This window comes from Streptococcus sp. VTCC 12886, assembly GCF_049893425.1.
GTDB classification, from domain to species: Bacteria; Bacillota; Bacilli; order Lactobacillales; family Streptococcaceae; genus Streptococcus; species Streptococcus suis_AA.
In genome coordinates, this window is the sequence record NZ_JBMVJB010000031.1 from 1 (window position 1) to 23,759 (window position 23,759).

The 23,759-nt window shown below is 40.0% G+C and carries 18 protein-coding genes and 6 pseudogenes; 2 read left to right on the forward strand and 22 right to left on the reverse strand.

Features of this window, described 5'->3' with window-relative positions; translation table 11 throughout:
• A pseudogene (locus ACPC57_RS09045) lies at positions 1–157 on the forward strand (transposase); the annotation flags it as partial.
• 148 nt (positions 158–305) lie between these two features.
• Here the strand turns inward: ACPC57_RS09045 and ACPC57_RS09050 are convergent.
• From ACPC57_RS09050 to ACPC57_RS09150, 21 genes and pseudogenes are all read right to left on the reverse strand, one after another.
• Complete coding sequence (locus ACPC57_RS09050; protein WP_024391047.1) at positions 306–584, reverse strand: DUF3165 family protein; 279 nt, start codon at positions 582–584, stop codon at positions 306–308.
• A gap of 14 nt (positions 585–598) precedes the next feature.
• On the reverse strand, positions 599–2,449 hold the full coding sequence (gene typA / locus ACPC57_RS09055) for a translational GTPase TypA (RefSeq protein ID WP_434066796.1): 1,851 nt from the start codon (positions 2,447–2,449) through the stop codon (positions 599–601).
• 217 nt (positions 2,450–2,666) lie between these two features.
• Complete coding sequence (asnA, locus tag ACPC57_RS09060) at positions 2,667–3,659, reverse strand: aspartate--ammonia ligase (RefSeq protein WP_434066797.1); 993 nt, start codon at positions 3,657–3,659, stop codon at positions 2,667–2,669.
• A gap of 83 nt (positions 3,660–3,742) precedes the next feature.
• A complete protein-coding gene (locus ACPC57_RS09065; RefSeq protein ID WP_434066798.1) occupies positions 3,743–4,804 on the reverse strand; it encodes an MmcQ/YjbR family DNA-binding protein in 1,062 nt (353 codons plus the stop codon).
• Positions 4,801–6,384, reverse strand: coding sequence for a hypothetical protein (locus tag ACPC57_RS09070; RefSeq protein WP_434066799.1), 1,584 nt, complete (start codon positions 6,382–6,384; stop codon positions 4,801–4,803). Before ACPC57_RS09070 ends, ACPC57_RS09065 begins: the two co-directional genes overlap by 4 nt.
• A 66-nt stretch (positions 6,385–6,450) precedes the next feature.
• The gene (locus ACPC57_RS09075; protein ID WP_434066800.1) at positions 6,451–7,683 is read right to left on the reverse strand and encodes a DNA cytosine methyltransferase; all 1,233 of its coding nucleotides are present in this window, start codon (positions 7,681–7,683) and stop codon (positions 6,451–6,453) included.
• Position 7,684: 1 nt separating this feature from the next.
• Positions 7,685–8,518 (reverse strand): hypothetical protein, encoded by an 834-nt coding sequence (locus tag ACPC57_RS09080; RefSeq protein ID WP_434066801.1) that lies wholly within the window; start codon positions 8,516–8,518, stop codon positions 7,685–7,687.
• Between the two features lie 2 nt (positions 8,519–8,520).
• Complete coding sequence (locus ACPC57_RS09085) at positions 8,521–10,629, reverse strand: sensor histidine kinase (protein WP_434066802.1); 2,109 nt, start codon at positions 10,627–10,629, stop codon at positions 8,521–8,523.
• A 15-nt stretch (positions 10,630–10,644) separates the two neighbouring features.
• Positions 10,645–11,820: a DNA cytosine methyltransferase gene (locus tag ACPC57_RS09090; RefSeq protein WP_434066803.1), complete on the reverse strand. Its 1,176-nt coding sequence runs from the start codon at positions 11,818–11,820 to the stop codon at positions 10,645–10,647.
• An 84-nt stretch (positions 11,821–11,904) separates the two neighbouring features.
• Complete coding sequence (locus tag ACPC57_RS09095) at positions 11,905–12,705, reverse strand: Fic family protein (RefSeq protein ID WP_434066804.1); 801 nt, start codon at positions 12,703–12,705, stop codon at positions 11,905–11,907.
• A 175-nt stretch (positions 12,706–12,880) separates the two neighbouring features.
• Positions 12,881–15,529, reverse strand: a complete 2,649-nt coding sequence (locus ACPC57_RS09100; RefSeq protein ID WP_434066805.1) for a valine--tRNA ligase — start codon at positions 15,527–15,529, stop codon at positions 12,881–12,883.
• A gap of 114 nt (positions 15,530–15,643) precedes the next feature.
• Positions 15,644–16,216, reverse strand: a pseudogene (locus ACPC57_RS09105) (shikimate kinase).
• Positions 16,213–16,602, reverse strand: a complete 390-nt coding sequence (locus ACPC57_RS09110; protein ID WP_434066806.1) for a VOC family protein — start codon at positions 16,600–16,602, stop codon at positions 16,213–16,215. The pseudogene ACPC57_RS09105 and the gene ACPC57_RS09110 overlap by 4 nt, the downstream one beginning before the upstream one ends.
• Positions 16,603–16,843: 241 nt before the next feature.
• Positions 16,844–17,230, reverse strand: a complete 387-nt coding sequence (locus ACPC57_RS09115; RefSeq protein WP_217374182.1) for a helix-hairpin-helix domain-containing protein — start codon at positions 17,228–17,230, stop codon at positions 16,844–16,846.
• Between the two features lie 15 nt (positions 17,231–17,245).
• On the reverse strand, positions 17,246–17,500 hold the full coding sequence (locus ACPC57_RS09120) for a DUF1912 family protein (protein ID WP_130555007.1): 255 nt from the start codon (positions 17,498–17,500) through the stop codon (positions 17,246–17,248).
• A 200-nt stretch (positions 17,501–17,700) separates the two neighbouring features.
• Positions 17,701–19,302, reverse strand: coding sequence for a CTP synthase (locus tag ACPC57_RS09125; RefSeq protein ID WP_434066807.1), 1,602 nt, complete (start codon positions 19,300–19,302; stop codon positions 17,701–17,703).
• Between the two features lie 166 nt (positions 19,303–19,468).
• A complete protein-coding gene (rpoE, locus tag ACPC57_RS09130; protein ID WP_434066808.1) occupies positions 19,469–20,053 on the reverse strand; it encodes a DNA-directed RNA polymerase subunit delta in 585 nt (194 codons plus the stop codon).
• A 55-nt stretch (positions 20,054–20,108) separates the two neighbouring features.
• Entirely contained in the window at positions 20,109–20,825 is a 717-nt protein-coding gene (locus ACPC57_RS09135) for a hypothetical protein (protein ID WP_434066809.1), read from the reverse strand.
• Positions 20,732–21,106, reverse strand: a pseudogene (locus ACPC57_RS09140) (metal ABC transporter solute-binding protein, Zn/Mn family); the annotation flags it as partial. The gene ACPC57_RS09135 and the pseudogene ACPC57_RS09140, both read right to left, overlap by 94 nt.
• A gap of 251 nt (positions 21,107–21,357) precedes the next feature.
• On the reverse strand, positions 21,358–22,641 hold the full coding sequence (tig, locus tag ACPC57_RS09145) for a trigger factor (RefSeq protein ID WP_434066810.1): 1,284 nt from the start codon (positions 22,639–22,641) through the stop codon (positions 21,358–21,360).
• A gap of 160 nt (positions 22,642–22,801) precedes the next feature.
• Positions 22,802–23,168 (reverse strand): annotated as a pseudogene (locus tag ACPC57_RS09150) (chlorophyllase/cutinase-like alpha/beta fold protein); the annotation flags it as partial.
• Between the two features lie 3 nt (positions 23,169–23,171).
• Between ACPC57_RS09150 and ACPC57_RS09155 the strand changes: the two are divergent.
• Positions 23,172–23,408: pseudogene (locus ACPC57_RS09155) on the forward strand (TetR/AcrR family transcriptional regulator); the annotation flags it as partial.
• Positions 23,409–23,424: 16 nt separating this feature from the next.
• On the opposite strand, the pseudogene ACPC57_RS09160 reads toward ACPC57_RS09155, so the two are convergent.
• Positions 23,425–23,602: pseudogene (locus ACPC57_RS09160) on the reverse strand (Rrf2 family transcriptional regulator); the annotation flags it as partial.
• Between the last annotated feature and the right edge of the window lie 157 nt (positions 23,603–23,759).

The window sequence follows — 23,759 nt, forward strand, 5'->3', positions numbered from 1 at the left end:
TGGAAGCTACCAACAATCTCATCAAAGTCATTAAGAGAAATGCCTTTGGTTTCAGGAACTTTGAAAACTTTAAAAAAGGATTTTGATTGCTTTGAACAGTGAAAAGGACTGGGGAGAGCCCTTTTCAGCTTATCTCCTAAAAACAAGAAAGAGATAAAGAAAGGGAGAGCGAAGTTCGTCCTCTCTAGGTGTTAGCTTTTCATCTACCCACTACAGTTGACAAAGAGCCGGCTTTTTAAACATGCAAAAAACCACCAGCAAGTTAAGCTGGTGGCCGAAAAGAGGCATTCACGTTTTCACAAATTTTAGTAGGTATCTCTCTTCGTTCTTGATGAACGTTTGGTATTTGGTTTATCTAAATGATGAATATCCCACATAGCCCAGAATGCAATCATGAGCATGATAATGGCAACCCAGACATGAGAAGAGAATTCTAAAACCTTTAAAAAAGCTAATAAGAGGGCTATAAAAAGTGCTACCAAAACAAATACTGCAACCATGAGATTAATGGTTCCTCGAATATTGTTTGGTGCTGCAAAGATATAAAATAGCACCAGCAACATGGCTAAGATTAGATAAAACATGCCTCTCCTTTTTCTTATCCTTCTTCAGTCGCTAATTTTTTCTTTTTAGCAGTCTTATCACGCTCTGCCTTGTTCAAGACTTGCTTACGAAGACGAATGGATTTTGGTGTGACTTCCATGTACTCGTCATCATTCAAGAATTCAAGTGATTCTTCAAGAGTCAAGATACGTGGTGTCTTAATAACCGCTGTTTGGTCTTTGTTCGCTGAACGAACGTTGGTCATTTGTTTAGCAGTTGTGATATTAACAGTCAAATCATTTTCACGAGAGTTTTCACCGATGATCATTCCCTCGTATACTTCAGTACCTGGATTGATAAAGATGGTACCACGTTCTTCGATACGCATGATAGAGTAAGTCGTTGCCTTACCTTGGTCGATAGAGACAAGGGCGCCACGGTGACGACCTCCAATTTCACCAGGAACAACTGGTAGATACCGATCGAAAGTATGGTTCATGATACCATAACCACGAGTCATTGAAAGGAATTCTGTAGAATAACCAATCAAACCACGCGCAGGTACGAGGAAGACAAGTCGTGTTTGGCCATTACCTGTTGAAATCATATCCAACATATCACCCTTACGCTCAGAAAGGGATTGGATAACAGCGCCTTGGTATTCTTCAGGAGTATCGATTTGCACGCGCTCAAATGGTTCCATCTTCACGCCGTCGATCTCCTTGATGATAACTTCTGGACGTGATACTTGAAGCTCATAGCCTTCACGACGCATGGTTTCAATCAAGATAGACAAGTGCAATTCACCACGACCTGAAACGGTCCATTTATCTGGTGAATTTGTTGGGTCAACACGAAGGGATACGTCTGTTTGCAATTCAGCCAAGAGACGCTCTTCAATCTTACGTGAAGTTACCCATTTCCCTTCACGACCGGCAAATGGTGAGTTGTTCACCAAGAAAGTCATTTGAAGAGTAGGCTCATCGATACGAAGAACTGGAAGTGCCTCAACTGCATCTGTCGGTGTTACTGTCTCACCAACGAAGATGTCTTCCATACCAGAAACGGCAATCAAGTCACCCGCTTTAGCTTCTTGGATTTCTTTACGCTCAAGACCGAAGAAACCAAAGAGTTTTGTAACTCGGAAGTTTTTCGTTGTGCCATCTAGTTTAGAAAGGGTAACTTGGTCACCAACTTTAACAGTACCACGGAAGACACGACCGATACCGATACGACCTACGAAGTCATTGTAGTCCAAAAGTGAAACTTGGAACTGCAATGGCTCATCTGAGTTGTCCACTGGAGCTGGGATATGCTCGATGATGGTATCAAAGATTGGTGCCATTGTTTCTTCTTGGTCATCTGGATTGTCAGACAATGAAGAAGTACCATTAATCGCTGACGCATAGACAACTGGGAATTCCAATTGATCGTCGTCTGCCCCAAGTTCGATGAAGAGTTCAAGTACTTCATCCACTACTTCTTCAGGACGAGCAGATGGTTTGTCAATCTTATTCACAACCACGATAGGTGTCAAGTTTTGTTCAAGCGCTTTTTTCAACACGAAACGAGTCTGTGGCATGGTTCCTTCATAAGCATCCACGACAAGGACTACACCATCAACCATTTTCATGATCCGCTCAACCTCACCACCAAAGTCCGCGTGTCCTGGTGTATCCATGATGTTGATACGAGTACCGTTATAAGCTACGGCAGTATTTTTTGCAAGGATGGTGATACCACGCTCTTTCTCAATATCATTTGAGTCCATGGCACGCTCATCCAAGTGCGTACGCTCATCCAATGTTTGGGATTGTTTTAATAATTCATCAACGAGGGTTGTTTTTCCGTGGTCAACGTGGGCAATAATAGCAACGTTACGGATGTCTTCTCTAAGTTTTGTCATAATATCCTCTGTATATTTTAATTTAACTAAAAAAGTATATCATAGATTGGCCTAAAAATCACAAATAATCATGTTGTAAATGTTTTCAACAATGAATTGCAAGTATTCAAAAAGAGAATAAAAATAAAAAAGTTTGGAACTTCTAAAATAAGTCCAAACATTCTTATCATTTTCCTATCGCTGGCAAGGCCATTTTGCACAATTCTTTATCCTGTAATTAAAGAATATTTTCAAAGGTGTCACGAACATCTTGTGGCCAAACGCTAGATTGCACTTCACCGATATGTTTCTTGCGAAGCAAGAACATAGCCAAACGTGATTGACCAATCCCTCCACCGATTGTCAATGGGAACAAGCCATTCAAGAGTGCACGGTGCCACTCATATTCTAAACGGTCTTCATCGCCTGTAATGGCAACTTGGCGTTTGAGTGCTTCTTCGTCAACACGAATCCCCATTGATGAGATTTCAAAAGCTGACCCAAGAACTTCGTTCCATACCAAAATATCTCCGTTAAGGCCTTTATAGCCTGCTTCAGATGGGCTTGTCCAGTCATCATAGTCAGGTGCACGGCCATCATGTGGTTTACCATCTGCCAATTCACCACCGATACCGATTAGGAAGACCGCACCGTATTCCTTGGTAACCACATTTTCACGCTCTTTTGGTGTCAAGTCTGGGAAATTTTTCACCAAGTCTTCTGTGTGAATAAAGGTAATCTTCTTCGGTAAGACAGATTCGATATCGTAGCGCGCTTCAACTGCAAGCTCTGTCAATCGAATGGCCTTATAGATTTGTTCGACCGTTTCCTTCAAATAAGCCAAGTTGCGACGACCATCAGGGATGACCTTTTCCCAGTCCCACTGATCCACATACACCGAGTGAATCGGATCCAAGGAATCCTCATCTGGACGCAAGGCTTTCATATGTACAAAAAGACCTTCTCCTTCGTGAAATCCAAAGCGAGCCAAGGTATGACGCTTCCATTTTGCAAGCGAATGAACCACCTCATAAGTAGCATCTGGTATCAGCTTCACATTAACGGTAACTGCATTCTCCACACCGGACAAATTATCCTGCATACCATCCCCGACACGACTCAAGATCGGTCCTTGCACTTCTACGATATCTAATTTGTCTTTCAAATACTGTGTAAATGTATTTTTGACAAAAGAAATCTCCTCTTGCTGATGAATGAAGCTTTTCTTCATACCTACTCCTCCTCAAATTTTAATAGTCTTATTATACCGCTTTTTTTGCAGATGTAAAGAGTTTTATTAAATATTCTGATAATTTAATAATTATTTATCACTTCCGATCTCAGAACGTCTATCAATTCCTTTGTGAGGCGTCTAGGACCACGTACCGCCTTGACCCCTAAGTCCAACATACGCTCCCTCGGTAAGACAGCATCAGATAGCTGCGCAATCAATTCCACCTGCATGACTTTCTTCTCTGTAGGAATGTCTGATTCCCCGCGATTTTCTAAGTTCGCCCCCAAGACACGGCAGACATAGCGGATGGCCTGTACAGGCGCCGTCACATAGATGGCTACAATATCTCCAGCTTGAATGGTTGATTTTTGTGGCCAATAGACTATCTTATTTTCCGCAAACTCGGTATCAATATCATAGACCTTTGGATTGGCAGGAATAACCCAGTAATCGGGCCCTTGCTCCGCCTTGTAGGATTTTGGTCCTATCAGATAGCGGCTCTTCTCAAGGAGGGCCAAAATCGTCTGGTCCTCCACCGTATCATCCAGCAAGACCGACACCCAGGTCTTCTTTGACATATGGTAGGCAGGATAGATGCCCGACTGACTTAGCAGCTCTGCTATTTCCCGAACATCGACCTTGAGATTGACAATCTCCACTAGCTCTTGGTCAGCGCTCCCATCCAGCTTGTCCCTCGGAATCTGACTGACCAGGGCGTACCACTTATTATTGGAGGGATGGCGAAAGGCCCCATAGGTCGGTAACTTGTCAAAGGGATAGTCAGGAAGGTCGCCCCACTGCTCCTTGATGAGCTGGGCTATGCGGTTGCTTTGGTCCTTAGAAAATGGCAGAGCAACACAACAATCCTCCTCTACCCGAGCCAAAATGGACTGATAAGCCTCACGCACCTGCCCCACAAAAGCCCCTGCTGGCGCAGTCACCAGATGGGCGGTATAGACCTCCTCCATCTCACAATCCCAGATAAAGGACGACAGCTGACCAGCCTCATCAACCTCTACCACCGCCTCAAACTGCCCCTCCATGAACACCTCACGGTAGGTGTAACGATTGTCGGCAAAGGTGAAACCGAAAGGAATGAGGGAGGGGAGGTTGGCTCTTAATTTACTAGCTACTGTTGTCATTCTTTACCTTTTCTACTAACCCAACCAATTGCATCTGCTGGGGGATTTTCCGTATCTATCCAGATAAATTCGATACCGATTTCACCATTTCTGAATTTGGTTAATCGAATACCATTTATTTCCAACGCTTCTAATTTCTTCCCTGTCAATACTTCACGCTCAGCCAGTTGGAATACACCTCTTAGTAACCATTCTCCAAGAATATCTTGCCTATCCACTGATTGAATAGCCTTACCTGATTCTTGATTGATATAGGCTTCAATAGCATCTCCTGATGATAGAAAACGAAGCGTAAAAGTTCGTTCTTCTTTTGTCAAGGCGAGCTTCTTCCCCGTTTCATCAAATGTTCCTACATTGTGACCGAAAAAGTCTGGTCGAGCATCATGAAACTTCTTAGAATCAGGCAGGGGAATATAAACCTCGCTGACAGGACGATAAACCAATTTCTCCAGTTTTTCAGATAGCTTTTCAATTCCCGACTCCTGAGCAAAGTTTATCAAGGCAGTCCGAATTTTTTTCATTTCAGCCTTTTCTTCCTTACTGGTCCATTTCTTCAATAAGATCTCTTCCAAGGAATAAGTCACAAATGCCAGTTCTTCCGAGCTGAGCTGATCCGAAAATTCCTCTTGGATTCTCTGAATGCGTGATAGTCTATCTTTTTTAGCTAACTTAGCTCCACCATTAAAGGCGTTAAAGCCTGAATTTTCTTCAACATGGCCATCCTTGTCTGTAATGACCCAAGAAACGGTATCAATAACTTGGTCTTCTTTCTCGTCTGTTGATAAAGTGTGTAGATTTTCAAAAATGTAGAAAGGATCTTCCACATAGTCCACATCCCAGGTATCTACCACTATTTCTTTGTTATGGAAGGTCATGTGAAGTTGGCTATCTGCCGCAGTATATTTGTAATCATGTTGACCATCTGTAAAGACAAAATTTGTAGGAGTTTTTAGACTGGTCGCTCCCTTAATTTGCAAATTTTCCACATCAATCGGAAGGTAACTGGTTTCCCCTACAAATATTTGTGGCTTGGTTCCTTTTGCTGTTGGCATTAAGACATGGTAAACAGACTCAACCGTTGAATCCGAAGCAAAACCACGAATTTGTGCTTTTGAAGATTCTATTCGTTGATTTCGAAGTCTTGAAATTTCTACGGCTAAGCTTTCATAAAGGGGATAGTTATTTTTATCAGCAGTTGCTTTATCTGGCGCAATTGATGCATTAAAATTAATCTTTTGTAGCGTTTCTGTCCATCCTTGTGAATCTTTTTTAAATTGGGCGACTTTTTGATCCCCTGATTGAATACCAAATGACTTTATTCCAACTAAATACTTATGGTGATTGTCAACTACAACAGATACATCAAAAGAAGTATTTGCAATATCCTCGCCAACTGCATGAAATGTCCGTTGAAAAACCGTTTCTTGAAACTTTGAATTAATAATTGGTGCGACATATTGAAATGTATCAACTTCCTCAGCTGTTTCTGATTTTTGAGAAAACGCCTCACTAAGACTTGCAAAATTCGTAATCAGAGTCCGATACTTTTCTTTATGCTCTGATTTTAACTTTTCCCACATAGACTGTACCTCTTTGTTCTTAATTATAGTATAGCAAAAGAAGACTAGTTTCTACTAGCCCTCTATTTAATTATTCGTAACGGCAATACTATAAAATTCCAAGTGTCCGCCTTTTTTGACCAAGCGTAAATAGTCTTCATCTGACAAAATTCCTAAACCGTCATTGTACCCATCTAACTTAGCTATTGCTTCGTCATAGTTCTCAACAAAATCTTTCACATAGGACTGTCCTTCAAACTGACCATTCATCTTAGTATAGATGATAGCAACGTTTCCAGTCCGTTCCAACTGTGATATGCCTTTGGTAGTTTTCATAGCTTCAGCAATTTTATCTGCAATCCGCTTGATAACTGGTACAACAACGCTGTTTCCAGCCTGTTTGTAGAGCTGGCCGTTGGATACACCATCTGGAATTTTAAAGGTCTTGGGATAACCTTGAACGTTAAAAGTTTCTTTTGGTGTCAGCTTGCGAATTTCTCCAGTATCTGTCAAAATGAGGGGAACATTGTGTCCACCTGTTCCCATATTTGCTGTTAAAGTTGGTACAACACCATTTTTGTTTTCCCTAACATATTGGCGTCGCCATTGGTAAACCGTATCTTGACTGGTCACAGCGTGCTTCAACTCTTCAAAAAAGGGCTGTTTCCCTTGACGATAATAGTAATTCTCCTCTGGTTTTGCCCCAAAATCAATAACATCTTGAAGCCCAGTGGTCAGCTTAATTTCCTCTGGAAATTCAAATTTATCGTAGGCTTCCTTGTTATCAAAACCAATAATGTAGATCCGCTCACGGTTTTGCGGAATATTGCCATAATCCTTGCCGTTCAACACTTTCCACTTGATAAAGTAGTTGTTCTCGGTCAAGGCTTCACGGATAACCTTGAAGGTATTCCCGTGATCATGTGAAACCATGTTCTTCACATTCTCGACAAAAATCGCCTTGGGTTTCTTTGCTTCAATCATACGAAGCAACTCAAAGAAAAGGTCGCCTCGGTCATCTTCAAACCCCTTGCGATAGCCCGCAATACTAAAGGCCTGACAAGGAAAGCCTCCAACAATCACATCAACCGTTTCCGAAGGGATCTCCTCTGGCAACACTGCGTGAATATCACGCCCGTCCAGATAAGTATCTGGGTAATTCAACTGATAAGTCTGTCTGGCATACTTATCAAACTCGTTGGCATACACCACTCTGAACTCGTTGGTCTGCTCAAAGCCCAACTCAATTCCACCAACACCAGAGAAGAAGGCAGCAATAGCAAACTTCTCCTGCTGGCGTGAACTTACAGAATTTGTCATGTTAGCTCCTGTTTTCTAATAATTTCTTTACCATTTCAACAACTTCAATTAGATCACTGCGTTCCTTGTCCAATTTACTTTCATAGATTGTGAACGGTTCCTTCTTATCATCTTCTATCGATTGGATATAGTAGCCTTCTTTAGCATGATGAGCCTCCTTAACATGTGCTAATGCATTTCGTCTATTTACTAGAAGCAACCAATTGTCTAATATATTCTTCAAACCACTGTATTCTTTACCTGAATATCTTTTTATTTTTAATTTATCATAAAAATAGCTTTGCACTAACTCTCTATATGGCTTATCAATAGGATATTCTGGACATTTTTGTCTCAGTAGGTATTCCAATTCAGCATTTTCATACATATATTGACCACGCAAAGCATTTAATTCATCCCACCGACATAATATAACATTAATTGCGTCAGAAAAATTTTTACGATCAAGTCGGCCAGTCGAAAAAAATGTAAAATTTGAAAATATTAAATTACTAATTTCTTTGTTGCCAAAAAAGTTGATAACATCTTGCTTTAAGGAAGCATTTGATTTATTAGAATACAATATAACAAATTGTTTATAACCTTTAAAATTTCTGATCTCTTTAAGATAGCTTAAACCTGTTTGATCTCCCTGTAAATTAAAGTCAGAGATAAAGAAATCATATCGATTTGAAGTTTCTAATTCCATTTTTGCTTCCTCAAATGTTTCTTTATCAACAATATTGCCTTCATATCCCTTTGACTTTAGAATATTTTTAACCAATTCTTTTCTGTCTTTGTGTGCACCTGAAGTAATCGCATCTTCGAGCCACAAAATATTAATATCCCTACGCACCTTTAATCTCCAAACTCTATCCTAAAATCTACCAAATTCCCAATAGATGTCACTGTTATATTCCAACCAAATTCTTTACAAATTTCCTTACACAAATACATACCTATACCAGTACCACCATAAGCTTTTGTTGTAAAACCTAGATTAAAAATATTTTCAATAATTTCTAAACCTATTGGACCAGTATCTGAAATAAAGTGCATAGCTGAATTGTCGGATTCAAAAAATATTGAAATTTTACTAGCATCTCTCTCAACTGCATTAATAATCAGATTATCCAAAACCACTCCAAAATCATAAACATTTATCTCTTTATTTAGTGGTTTGCCACTCGTATCTAATTCAATATTTATTGAATTTTCATCTGAAATAATTGAAAAATAACTTTCTAAATATGCTTTTAATTCTACTAATATTTTTTCGCTTAAAGACTGGCTACTAATTCGTAATAATTGAGTTTTTATCGAAGCAAGCTTATCGGAAGATTTTCTAATCTTTTTTATCTCATTTAAGAATTTTAATTTTACTGACTCTTCAAAATCTCCAATATACTCAACCAAGGCATTCACGCTTGAATCCAGTTCTTTTCCAACCTTTCCAAGCTCGTGAAATAATAAATCTTGTCTATCAGGATTCTTTTCTGCCAATATTACTTCTTTTATCGAAACCTCCCTTTTTAATCGAATGTTTTCTTTCTCAACTTGCTTTTTCTCTTTTTTTATATCACGATTTTCTCTAGTTAATGCTTTAGCTGAATGCTCTACACTCTCTTGGATTTCTTGTTTTTCTGCCAAACTTAATTTTTCATCATTAAGAAGCTGAATTTTTCTTTCTAATGGTTGCGCTACCTTCGGTAATTCATAGTATTGAGGCTCAACTGTGAAATTATATTTCTTAAATCTATTTGTTAACTTTTCAACCGCATGCTGATCATCAATTCCTATTTCGTCTATTTCACTATTGCCAAACTTAACCAGTTGCACATAGGACTCAAGCGGTCGCTGAATAAACTCCATATATAATTCTTCGAAAGCGACTGTATAAGCATTTGTAACAAATCCTCTATCACGGGAAGTTACTTCGTTAAAGTGATTTTCCGAGTCAGTAATATTAATCCAACCTAGCAATTCTCGATGTCCTAAATAACGATTATACCCCTGCGTTTTACGCAAGTTAAGTCCAAAAGCATCGTAATCAGTTTCTCCGTATGGAAAAATTCGAAAATTATTTTTATACAAGAAGATAGAACCGTAATTTTTAGGTTGTGTCCCCATAATTCGCGTAAAATTATGTTTTGCAGCTGTACTCAAATAATATATTTTAAAGTAAATATTCTTTAATATAGTTGAATTTTCAAATTTAAAAGAGTAGATAACTTTCTCTTTATCCAATAAAGAAATACTAATTTCTCCTTCTTTAATAGTACATTCTGTGTAGATGGTTTTTCTATCCAATATCGTAGCAATGTCATTGCTAACATCTACATCTAGTTCTGCAATACCTGTACTTGAAGAATGATACTTTACATTAATCTTTATTTTCCCATCATCTACAAATGGGTTGACCAACCGTTGTAAAGCGGAAACAACTTTATTCACTCTTTCCTTGGTCCAATCATCACGCAAGTCTGTAATTTTTAGAATAGTCCCACTCTTTGCAGTAATTTTCTCCCTTACTTCACTACCTGAACGGAAACTGACCTCCATTTTTTCAAATTCATCTAGAGAATTTTTTTCAAAATCACCCCAATCAATTATTAGTTCGTTTAACTCATCTTCTTTTTTGGTAAATAAGGTTAACTTACTCCCTAATCGATCACATGAAAATCGTCCAATTCCCTTTGAACCAGCATAAACACGATCACTATCTTTTTTTTCAGAATGAGCTACAAATAACCACTTATTCTCAATATCATAGCGACTCATGCCTTTTCCATTGTCTTGGATTATTATCGAATTCTCATAACTATTGATAATTAGATTGATCTCGGTTGCGTCCGCATCATAACCATTTTTTACTAATTCAAAAATTGCCACTAACTCATTTGTAATCAGATCACGACCAATAATATCTTTCAATCCAGAACTTACTTTGAAATGTAGTTTTTCCATGAAATCTCCCTGAGGTTATAAACTCAAAATAACATTACCAACCTGCTCCGCAAATAGAGGTGGAACAGCATTTGCAACCTGCGTATATCTTGGAACATCTATTTTTCTACGTTCTCCACCTGTAGTATATGGTCCCTTAAATTCATATTCATCTGGAAAACTTTGAATCCTTGCATGCTCTCTCACAGTCATAATTCTAGGCTCAGCGTAATGGATATAGTCATCAGGAATCGAAGTAATCGTATTACAAACTGATTTTTCCTTCAGAGGAGTTACTCCTCGTTTTTTTAAGCCCTTAACCATATCCATTTGAGGAGTAATTCGAAGAACCTTATCACTAGCTTGCATTAACCTCTCAAATAATTCTACCGTTTCTTCTCTATGTTTCGCAAAACGATGACTATCAGGTATAGATTTTTTGCCAATATTTTTTTTCATTAATCGTTGGTATGAAGAATTTACTTTCCCATATGTGCCGTTTTTAAAGTTTTTAGTGTCCTGACTGTCCACAACCCCATGTTCGTATTTTAAATCATCTATAGCCTGAGAGACTGTGATTGGTAATTTTAGTCTGCGGTCCTTTAAAAAATTATCTCTATTGTATATTAATATATCAAAAAACGACTTTCTCAGTTTATCCTTTGAAGCGAATAGAATAAACCTTTTTCTATTTTGTGGGACACCAAATTCAGACATCGTTATTATTTGACATTCCACCTTGTACCCCATATTTTTTAATTCATCCAATAAAATATTAGAGTAATTCTTTAAAGTGTCTTCACCTTTAAAATCAACGGTAAATCCCTGAACATTTTCAAAGAATAAAAATTTAGGCTGAACCAGTCTAACAATTTCTATATATGAATGCATTAGTTGGTTACGAACATCATCATTCTGACGTTTTCCTGCCATGGAGAATCCTTGACAAGGCGGTCCCCCCACAACTAAATCAACATTCCCTTTTAAATTCGACAATTCCAAAGAATGTTTTTCCAATAATTCTAAAATATCCCAATTTTTTTGGTTCAACCATTCAGGCCATTCAAAATGGGATTTTTTGTCAATCAAATTATATTTTAAGGTTTCAAATGCATCCTTATTTCGCTCAACTGCAAATACTCCCGTTAGACCCGCCTTATGCAACCCTAAGGAAAGCCCACCAGCCCCTGCAAATAAATCTATGTATCTCATATTGTACCTCTTGCAAATGGTGTCATCACCATTATATCACAAAACCCAGCCTTTTTAGGCTGGGTACATACACTTATTTTCCCGTTACTCAACACCCCCCAACTCCTCATACATCCTCTCACTCGATAAATCATTCTGACCGTTCAAGAGGAGATTTTCGAAGAAGGCAGTTAAAAAATCCGACCGTTTATTGACTAACTTAGCATTGTCAAGTACAAGGGCATCTCGAAAATATTTTGCATGTTTTTGAAAAGGCTCATTATCAATCTCAAAACCAAGTGAGCGAAGGTATTTGATGAGAAATACTGTGATTGTTTGAGTATTCCCTTCTCGGAAAGGATAGATTTGCCAGATGCCTGAGATAAAGGATTGGATATGAGCAACAATAGCTTTTTTATCTAATCCAGCATAAGAAAAATCCCTTTCTTGCTGGAAATCATAGTCCAAAGTGGCGGCAATCAATGGAAAATCCGAATAAATCACAGTATCACCCTTTAAGACAGGTTCATTTTTTGTAATGTTAACCGTTCGATACTCACCCACTGGAATATTGCTGTCAAAAACACCTTGAAAGAGCTCTTTGTGGATATGTAAGAGAGTAATTGGTCGCAAGCTAAAACCATTTTGGGAGAGCATTTCAACAATTCGAAGAGAGACAATATCTGCTTCTTGCGTACTGGCATCAGTTGACTGGTGGTATTTCGTAATTTCCTGGTACACCTGCTCATAAGTGTACTCTCCACGGGCTTGCCTATCAGCCAACTCTTCCATGTAAACAGACGGAGCCAACCCATCCACTTTTTGAAGACCAAAGCCAGTTTCCCAGAGTTCTTGCTTGTCTTCGAAGGAAAGATTGGGATTATCAATGTTGTAAGTTGGTTGCATAGACTCCTCCTATTTGAATTTCTAGCCTTATTATACCACAAAACCCAGCCTTTTTAGGCTGGGCATTTGTTTAATCTAGTGCGGTTAAAATCAGCTTGAGACTAGGAAACGAAGCCGCAGACAATACTTGAGTACAGCAAGGTAAATTGACACAGTATCAAGTGATGTTAGGCCACTAGACCAGTTTCTTCATCTCTTCAATACGTCCTACTGTCGCATCATATTTTGCTTGGTAGTCGGCTTGTTTTTCTTTTTCTTTTTCAACGACTTCTGGTTTCGCGTTGGCGATGAAGCGTTCGTTGCTGAGTTTTTTGCCGACCATATCTAGTTCTTTTTGCCATTTGGACAATTCTTTGTCTAGTCGAGCCAACTCTTCTTCTACGTTGAGGAGGTCGGCTAGTGGCAAGAAGATTTCAGCACCGGTGATAACGGCTGACATAGCTAATTCTGGTGCAGCGATGCTTGAGCTGATTTCCAACTGCTCTGGATTTGTAAAGCGTCGGATATAGTTTTCATTTGCCTTGAAGAAGGTTTCAAGCTCGCTATCTGCCGTCTTAATCAAAATGGTAATCGGCTTAGAAGGAGCAACATTCACTTCGCTTCTAGCATTTCGCACTGAACGAATCAAATCCTTGAGGCTTTCCACTCCCTTGTGAGCTTCAGCGTTTTCAAAGGCTGGGTTGACAACAGGGTAGGCCGCCACCACGATAGAACCTTCTGCGTACTGGGCGAAGATCTCTTCCGTCACAAACGGCATGATAGGGTGGAGGAGGCGAAGGATTTGGTCCAGCGTGTAGAGAAGGACAGAGCGGGTCATAACTTTCTCGGACTCGTTGTCGCTGTAAAGCACTTCCTTGGTCAACTCGACATACCAGTTGGCAAACTCTTCCCAGATGAAGTTGTAGAGAATGTGACCAGCCACACCAAACTCGAACTTGTCGAAGTTTTCAGTAACCTTGACAATGGTTTCGTTGAGGTTGTGGAGAATCCAGCGGTCCGTCACGTTGCCAGCCTCACCAGCTGCGACTTTGGCAACATTCTCACGCGCCGCATCCAAAGTCAAGCCTTCATTGTTCATGAGGATGTAACGGGAAATGTTCCAAATCTTGTTGATGAAGTTCCAAGACGCGTCCATCTTCTCATAAGAGAAGCGAACATCTTGACCAGGAGCAGAGCCGTTTGACAGGAACCAACGCAAAGCGTCTGCACCGTATTTCTCGATGACGTCCATTGGGTCGATCCCGTTTCCGAGCGACTTGGACATCTTGCGACCTTCTTCGTCACGAATCAAACCATGAATCAGCACGTTCTTAAATGGCTGACGGCCTGTGAACTCAAGCGATTGGAAAATCATACGAGACACCCAGAAGAAGATGATGTCGTAGCCTGTTACCAAGGTTGAGGTTGGGAAGTAACGTTGGAAGTCCGCCGCGTTTTCGTCAGGCCAGCCCATAGTTGAGAATGGCCAAAGGGCAGAGCTGAACCAGGTATCTAGGACATCCTCATCCTGTACCCATCCGTCACCTGCTGGAGCCTCTTCTCCGACGTACATTTCGCCAGATTCGTTATACCATGCTGGAATCTGATGACCCCACCAAAGCTGACGCGAGATGACCCAGTCATGCACATTTTCCATCCATTGCAGGAAGGTATCGTTGAAACGCGGTGGGTAAAATTCTACCTTATCAGCTGTGTCTTGGTTGGCAATGGCATTCTTAGCCAATTGGTCCATTTTAACAAACCACTGGGTTGACAAGCGTGGCTCGACTACCACACCAGTACGCTCAGAGTGTCCAACGGAATGCACACGGTTTTCGATTTTAACAAGGGCACCCAGCTCTTGTAACTTAGCAACCGTTGCCTTACGAGCTTCAAAGCGGTCCATACCTGCAAATTCGCCAGCCAACTCGTTCATAGTACCGTCGTCGTTCATTACGTTGACTTGTGGCAGATTGTGGCGTTGTCCAACGAGGAAGTCATTAGGATCGTGGGCAGGTGTGATTTTCACAACCCCCGTACCAAATTCTGGGTCTGCGTGTTCATCCGCAACGATTGGAATTAACTTGTTAACGATTGGCAGGATAACGTTTTTGCCAATCAAGTCCTTGTAACGTGGGTCTTCTGGGTTAACCGCCACCGCAACGTCACCGAACATGGTTTCCGGACGAGTTGTCGCAACTTGAAGGGCACGAGAACCATCTTCCAACATGTAATTCATGTGGTAAAAGGCACCTTCTACGTCCTTGTGAATAACTTCTATATCTGAAAGAGCTGTGCGAGCTGCTGGGTCCCAGTTGATGATAAATTCGCCACGGTAGATCCAGCCTTTTTTGTAGAGTTCTACAAAGACCTTGCGAACAGCTTTCGACAGGCCTTCATCAAGCGTGAAGCGATCACGTTGGTAGTCCAAAGACAGACCCAACTTGCCCCATTGCTCACGAATGGTCGCCGCGTACTCATCCTTCCATTCCCAGACTTTGTCGAGGAATTTTTCACGACCAAGATCATAGCGCGTCACACCTTGCTCCCGCAAGCGTTCCTCAACCTTAGCCTGAGTCGCAATCCCCGCGTGATCCATACCTGGCAACCACAGGGTATCAAAGCCCTGCATGCGTTTCTGGCGGATAATGATGTCTTGAAGGGTGGTATCCCAAGCGTGTCCCAGGTGCAACTTACCTGTTACGTTTGGCGGCGGAATGACGATTGAATAAGGCTTAGCCTCCGCATCGCCTGACGGCTTAAAGACATCTTGGTCCAACCAAGTTTGGTAACGACCAGCCTCAACCTCGGCTGGATTGTATTTTGGTGATAATTCTTTTGACATTATTTTTTCTCCTTTAGTATTCTTTAAGAAAATTGGTTTATACTATCTTCAAGCTAGAAATAGCCCAATTCTTTTTCATATAATCTCCTAGAAATAGTCAGTCCTTGGGGCTGGCTATTTCGTTTGTTCTTGCTCAAGTTCCTCCATTTTTTGGATAATCAATAGAGCAACCTCATTGGCAGAAAGTTGGGTATTATTAATTTTATGATAATAGTAGAGTTGCTTAGAAGCAAATTCTGGATTAAAGTTTGCAAACTTCATAGTATCTAGAATATCTTTTTCAGACCACTCAATATTTCTTTTCCAAGGTTTATGTTGCAGACGATTTTCAGTCACATTTCTTCTTAAACGTTCTTGCAGGTCTGTTTCCAATTCGATAAACAGAACAGCTTGATTCCTACTATGATAAATCGCTTGAATCTGCTCTAAAAAGGAAATATCTGCTGGATCATTAAAGTCTATAACAACTGTAAAAATCAAACCCAAATCAGTTTTCGCAGAAGTTTCAAAAAACTTCATTCAAATATCATTAATAAGTTCTCTTGTTTCCTCAGACATTGGAAAAAATTTGGTTACAAAGTCGATTGATTCATGATTGTGAAATAAAACCGAATCAGTTAATCTTTCAACCTCCCGCCCGATGGTCATCTTGCCAGAAGCTTGTGCTCCAATAATAACTAAATTCATGTTGCCTTCCCCACCAACTCTATCTTGATCCCATCTGGGTCTTCCACATAAAGGGCGAAGTGGTCTGGTCCTCCTGCATGTGGATAGCGGTCATCATACAGCAATTTGACTCGTCTGGTCAAAAATTCCTTCCGCCATTGGTCAATGTCATCCGGTGTTCCCGCATGAAAAGCCAGATGATTGAGACCTGTACGGCAACGGTGATAACCTGGCTCTAGGAAGTCCTGTGGTGTTTGGACAAAGACCAGGTACTGCTCTGCTTTTTTAAAAGACAGCCCGTCCTCCCATTCCTGATAAAGAGAGTAGTCCAGCTTGGTCAGAAGAAAATCGTAGAATACACGTGAGGTTTCCAAGTCTGAAACGTAAATTTCAACATGATGTAGCATATTTCTCCTTTCCAAAATAAAAATCCCTGCCTAGACTTGCTAGACAGGGACGAAGTTATTCCGCGGTACCACCCTTGTTCAGATAATTTATCTGCACTTTGCTTATTCGATTCACATCATCAGCAACCAGTTTTGACATTTGTGCGGATTTCTCAGTACCACCGCTTCCTGTGACAAATGGGGCTCAAAACACCTCTGAATGGCTTTATTGTAACAAATTGCACCTTGAAAAGCAAGGGATTTAAGCTTTCAACTCAATCCCTTTTTCTTTCAACTGCTTAATGGTCGCTGGTCCGATTCCTTTAAGAGCCAAGAGATCCTTTTCTGTGTGGCTTGCAAAATCAGCTACAGATTGAATCCCAGCTTCATAGAAAGTTTCCAAACGCGCTGCTGCAATGCCTCCCAACTCAGGAAGTGCCAAAAAGTCTTCCAATGAAGCCGCTGAAGAAGTCACCTCTGCTACAACTTCTTTCACTTGTTCCACAGCATGTTCTACGAAAGTTTCAGCCTGATGTGCGACTGTCTCAACAGCTTCGCCAGCAGTTTCAAGACCGACACGCCCTGCTCGTCTCAAGTCTGCTAGTTGTTTTTTCAATTGTTTTTTACGATTTGCTTTTTTCTTTGACAATGCTAAATCCTCTCCTTAGTAATTCCGTTGACCAAGCAATTCATCTGGTAAATCATGAAATCCTTTATCAGCGTGGTAGTTGGCAAATTTCCCTTGAATAAAGCGATAGGCATCCAGCTTGCTCTCATAACGAATATATGCATCTGCAGCACGCTCATCCTTATCTTCTTCCAAAACACGGAGACTTTCTTCAACAGCCATTTCATTGACCTTAATTTGAGTGTTCACCCAAGCTTCAAATTCTTTTAAAAATTCTTGTTCTTTTGTCATTTTTTCCTCTTTCGTCTGTTTCAATAAAAAACACACCGACATATTATACCATAAAATCACCATTTGGAAAGTCAAAAAAATAGTCATTTTTTACACAAATATAATTATATCTCTATCAATTGGTGATGAGATAGCATCTAATTGATAAAAATAGGAAAGAGGAATCCACTGAAACCCTGTATTCCTCTTCAACATAACAGTTATTTGTTTTCAATCGCTGCCGTAACAAAAGCTGTATACAAACCTTCTGGACGATTTGGACGAGATTGCAGTTCTGGATGGTATTGACAAGCTACAAAGAATTTATTTTCAGGAATTTCAACAATTTCTACCAAACGGTTGTCAGGTGATACTCCTGAGAAGACAAATCCTGCTTTTTCAAATTGCTCACGGAATGCATTATTAAACTCGTAGCGGTGACGGTGACGACGTTGCACAACCTCTTGGTTATCATAAGCAGCAGCAGCCTTTGAGCCACGTTTGAGTTTACTTGGATACAAGCCTAAACGAAGTGTTCCGCCAAGGTCTTCTACTCCAATTTGGTCACGCATGATGTCAATGATCGGATATTTAGTTTCTGGGTCTAATTCAAAGCTATTAGCACCTTCCAAACCTAGAACGTTCCGAGCAAACTCAACACAAGTCAATTGCATTCCCAGACAAATACCTAGCATTGGCACATCATTTTCACGCGCATATCGAATAGCTTGAATCTTACCTTCTGTTCCACGTTGACCAAATCCACCAGGAACGATAATCCCTTGGGCTTGGCTAAGACGCTCCTCTACATTTTCAGCTGTTAAATCATTGGCATTGACCCAGTCCAATTCGATAACAGCATTATTAGCATACCCGGAATGTTTCAAAGCTTCGACAACTGAAATATAGGCATCCTGAAGTTCGACATATTTACCAACTAGGGCAATTTTCACCGTTTTCTTCAAGTTCAATACCTTGTCTACCATTGCAGTCCACTCTGTCATATCTGCTGGTGGCACATCTAATTTCAAATGGTCGCAAACGATTTGATCCATATTTTGGGCTTGCATATTGAGTGGAATTTGATAAAGATGCTCAACATCCAGTGATTCAATCACAGCTTCTGGAGCCACATCACAGAATTGAGCCAATTTATTTTTAATTCCTTGACCTGCTGGCTGCTCAGTACGAATCACCAACATATTTGGTTGAATCCCCAGACCACGCAGTTCTTTAACAGAATGCTGGGTTGGTTTTGTTTTCATTTCACCAGCCGCCTTAAGGTAGGGTAGAAGTGTCGTGTGGATATACATGACATTATCTGAACCCACATCCGCTTTCATTTGACGAAGCGCTTCAAGGAAAGGCAGACTTTCAATATCACCAACTGTACCACCTACTTCCGTGATGATGACATCAGCATCTGTAGTACGGGCAGCTCGTTTAATTTTATCTTTCAAAGCATCCGTAATATGTGGAATAACTTGAACAGTTGCGCCCAAATACTCACCTTTACGCTCTTTACGAAGGACTTCGCTATAAATTTTACCAGTTGTAACATTTGAATATTTATTGAGGTTGATATCAATAAAACGTTCATAGTGACCTAAATCCAAATCAGTTTCTGCACCATCATCCGTCACAAACACTTCACCATGCTGATAAGGACTCATGGTTCCTGGATCAATATTGATATATGGGTCAAATTTTTGAATGGTTACCTTCAGTCCACGGTTTTTCAATAGACGACCAAGGCTGGCTGCCACGATCCCTTTACCAATAGATGAAACCACACCACCTGTTACAAAAATATATTTTGTCATGCAAACTCCCTTTCTACAAATCAAGCTAATTGAAAGATCTTGGGGAAAATCCTTTTACCAACCTGACGAAAAAACAAAAATAGCTCCCTATGAACTAGGGAGCTCCGACCTCAAAAGAGGTGCCCGATATTATCTTATCGCAATTTAGCTATCTTGTCAATTGATTTTAATCTTCCAAATTTTCGTCGTCAGAATAATCATCATCATCGTCAACTTCAACCAAATCAACATCCTCATCAACTAAGTCGTCTTCCGGAATGATTTCATTTATTTCAGAATCGTATGAATCCACTTCATCTTTTTCATCATCAGGATTTTCATCGCCATATCCTGATTCATCCGTATCTTCGTAACCTTCTTCATCTTCTGGATCATCATTACCATAATCAATGATATCATCATCTCCATCCATGAAGGCATTGACACGTTTTTTCTTACGTTTTGGTACATCATCATCTTCTTCAAGAGTAATCACTTCTTCGTCGATCTCATCGATAGCATACCATGAACGAAGACCCCATTTATTATCCCCAAGTGGGATAAAGCTACCGTCCACATTCAAATCTGAATAGAAGATTGGTAGAGCTGCACGAATTTCGCTATTTGATTTTTCAAGGTAATTTTGAATTTCATTGACCAAGTCGTTGAAATACATTTCATTGTCACGTCCACGTTCTTCCAAAATAGCACGAGCTACTTCAATCATGGAAAGTTCGCTTTTTTCTTGTCCTGCAAATACGTTAAGTTCCAAGGCTTTTCTCCTTTTTTGTCTTTCCTTTCTATTTTACGCTAAAACAAGCAAATAGTCAAAGAAACTGATGAAATTTTCGGAAATGATTACTGCCAATTTTTACTTTAGGGTCTAACAAATCTGCTGGATCAAAAATATAGCTATCTTTTGTTGTGTATTTCCCTGCAGACTTAGCTTCAGCCAGTTCTTTTGCAGAGTGAACAATCTGCCAGTTTTTCAACCCTTCACGTTTTTCAATCGGTGTAACATTTTTAGCCAATTCTTCCGCATCTCGTTTGTCAAGAAGAGGTTGAACAGCCTCCAATTCTGCCTTGGATAAATCTTTCTTCGACACTGAACGGAGTGATCCGCCTGTTGCTCTTGGTAAGCTAAAGGCTTGACTAAAGACAAAACTTGCTGGATCCAAGACGTCTTCAGCTATAAAGATATACCCATCATTGGTTGCAAATTTTCCCTGAGCACGCGCAGCCATCACTTCTTCTGCTGTATAAATAATTTGCCAGTTTTTCAAACCTACACGTTTGGTTTTTGGTGTTGCATTTAAAATAGGTGGCACAATGTCCGTCGCTTCTACATCACCATGTCCACTTGATGTCCAGGCGGATGGTCGAATGTCAGGGTGTTGCATGATATAGCGGATAGTCGCGATTTGCTCTTTGCTTAGCCATGTATGACGACTACTCCTACCATATTTATCAAGGGTATAGTTGTTGAGGCCTCTAAGACTTTGACGGATGACCCTTGTAAATTCGGTTCCAACCGATTCGCCCACGACTCCAGAATCCGTGAGTGATAAATAAAGACATCGGCATCATAAATAGCCTTAATATCTGCTGCCGATGGTTCATAAGAATGAATCCCCTACCTTGAACCAATCATTCGGACATCATTCCTTTCACCAGACACCTCCTTAACCAGTGAATAAATTGGGTAAAATGAAGTGACAACCTTCAATCCAGACAGAACCTGACTTCACTCCTTCTGCACTGAACAAGCAGCAAGAAAAAAAACAAGTACCATTAAGATACCGCAATGGATTATTTTCTTTATCATAATGTCCTTCTTTTTTATTAACCAGTTAACTATATCACAAGATAGTTAACCAGTCAAATATTTGTTTGGATTTATTTCCATCAACCAATCCAACATCAAACTATTGCTCAAGAACGACCAAGCCCAGTATTCCTATCTCTTATAGAAACGAGTTAGATCAATTTCATTCCTATTTGCAAACGGTATTTCCTAACTCTCTACAGTTTCCCAAATAAAAAACCCGACCATAGGTCGAGTTTTATCATAACCAATTATTTTACAGTTGCAGTGCTTGTAATCACTTCTACTGCTTTCTTCACAGCGATATCGTGTTTAAGCATTTCTGATGAAAGCAAGTTGCGAACTTGTTCCACTTCCATGTTGTATGTTGCTGCCAAGTCTTCGATTTCTTTGTTGATTTCTTCTTCAGTTGCTTCAAAGCCTTCTGCTTTAGCTACTGCTTCAACAACCAAGTTTGTCTTAGTACGTTTTTCAGCATCGGCTTCGTATTGTTTATGCAAGTCATCTTGAGTTGTACCAGTGATTTGGAAGTACATATCAGGTGAGATACCTTGTTGTTGCAAACCACCTAAGAATTCGTTGATTGCACGATGAACTTCTTCGTGAATCATTTCTTCTGGCAATTCAACGATTTCAGCGTTTTCAACTGCCAATTCAAGAGCTGCTGATTCAACTGCATCATCAAATGCAATTTCTTTTGCTGTTTCTAATTCTTTACGGTATTTCGCTTTCAACTCATCAAGTGTTTCTACTTCTTCGTCAATATCTTTAGCTAGTTCATCGTCCAAGGCTGGAACTTCTTTTGCTTTTACTTCATGGATTTTTGTTACGAAGAGTGCTGGTTTACCTGCAAGGTCATCTGCTTGATAATCTTCTGGGAAAGTAACTTCAACATTTACTTCTTCACCAGCTGCATGACCTACCAATTGTGCTTCAAAACCTGGGATGAATTGACCTGAACCAAGTTCAAGTGAGAAGTTTTCACCTTTACCACCGTCAAATTCAACTCCATCAACAGAACCAACAAAGTCGATGACAACAGTGTCACCTTCTTCAGCAGCACCTTCTTTGATGACCAATTCTGCCAAGTTATTGCGTTCACGTTCGATTTTCGCATCTACTTCTTCATCAGATACTTCTTTAGTTGCTTCTACTGAAACTGTCAAGTTTTTGTAGTCACCCAATTTTACTTCAGGTTTTGTCACAACTTCAGCACTAATAGTCCAATCTTGGCCTTTTTCCATTGACACTACTTCAATTTTTGGTTGTGCAACGACTTCAAGACCAGCTTCAGCAACTGCTGCTTCATAAGCTGCAGGTAAAAGTGCATTCAAAACATCTTGGTAAAGTGCTTCTTCACCAAATTTTTGGTTAAATACGGCACGTGGCAAGTGACCTTTACGGAAACCTGGAAGATTGATATCTTTCTTAACTTTGTTGAAAACGCGGTCCAATTCTGGTTTAATCGCATCTTGACCGATTGTGAAAGTCAATACACCGCGGTTTGTGTCTTTTGCTTCAAATGATACAGACATTCTGTCATTCTCCTTAAAATTTTATTGCATACTCTTCATTATAACACAATTGACAAGGATTTCAACGATTTTATGATTGAGTTTTGGGCAATTGGCAGAGCTGGAAACTAATCTTCTAATCTGGTTGTTGTCCAACATGAGCCGACCACTTGCAGTCAGTCAAGCTCGTTTCGGATGAAAATCCATTCCAAAAATATTCTTCCTCAGTACCAATGACAATAAAGCCCCAAGAAGCCAAATGTTTCAAAACAGCCGCATACTTAGAGGCTCTAACACCGGTACTATTAGAATGTATCACTACTTGAAATTTTCTGGTTTCTGTTTCAATACTTGTAGGATAATATAGTTCATATTTTTTGAAATTTTGTAAAGCATTGATTTCGAGATAGGAAACGTCATAGTTGCCCTGTCCGAGATACTTTTTCTCGGACAGCTTCTCCCGTTTCAACAACTTCTGTGTAGTTAGTCGCCACTGATGGCTTGCTGGCTAAATACAGGAAACCAATACTCAAACAAGCTATTAAAATCCCTTTGAAAAGATTAGTGTGTCAGAGTTGGTGGAGCGAGCTGACATCGGTCGAGTTACCTTTTACCGAAACTTTTCTAATAAAGAAGAGGAACTCAAACGGTCATTCAACACGGAGTTACAAGCCTGGTTGTCAGAAGGGCAGATTGACTTGTCAGATTGGACGGATGGTCAACTATTATCGGCTCTACGCCAATTTTTTGACTTTTGGTATGAGCAACAGGATAAAATTCGCTTTTTGATTAGCTTAACTGTTATCCTGATCGCCCTTGTTGCGAAGTGATAAGTCCTGCATTTTTTCAGAAGTGCAATCACCTTGCGGATGTAACTAGCATCGGTGCCGACACTTTCTGCTAAGGCTTGCGAACTGAGAACTTCCTTGCTCTCACTAATCATAGTAAGAATGTGAAGGGCAACAGAAAATTTGGTATCCATCATAAGATTTTCCTCTCTATTCATGTATCAACTACAGGAACAAGATTAACATAAGAGTGTCTCATTCGAAAAAAATTATTTAAAGAGGCTGGGCAAAAACTAGCCAGTAAATAAAAAACACAGATAGATTCAAGCTGATTTTGATGAAATTCAGCCG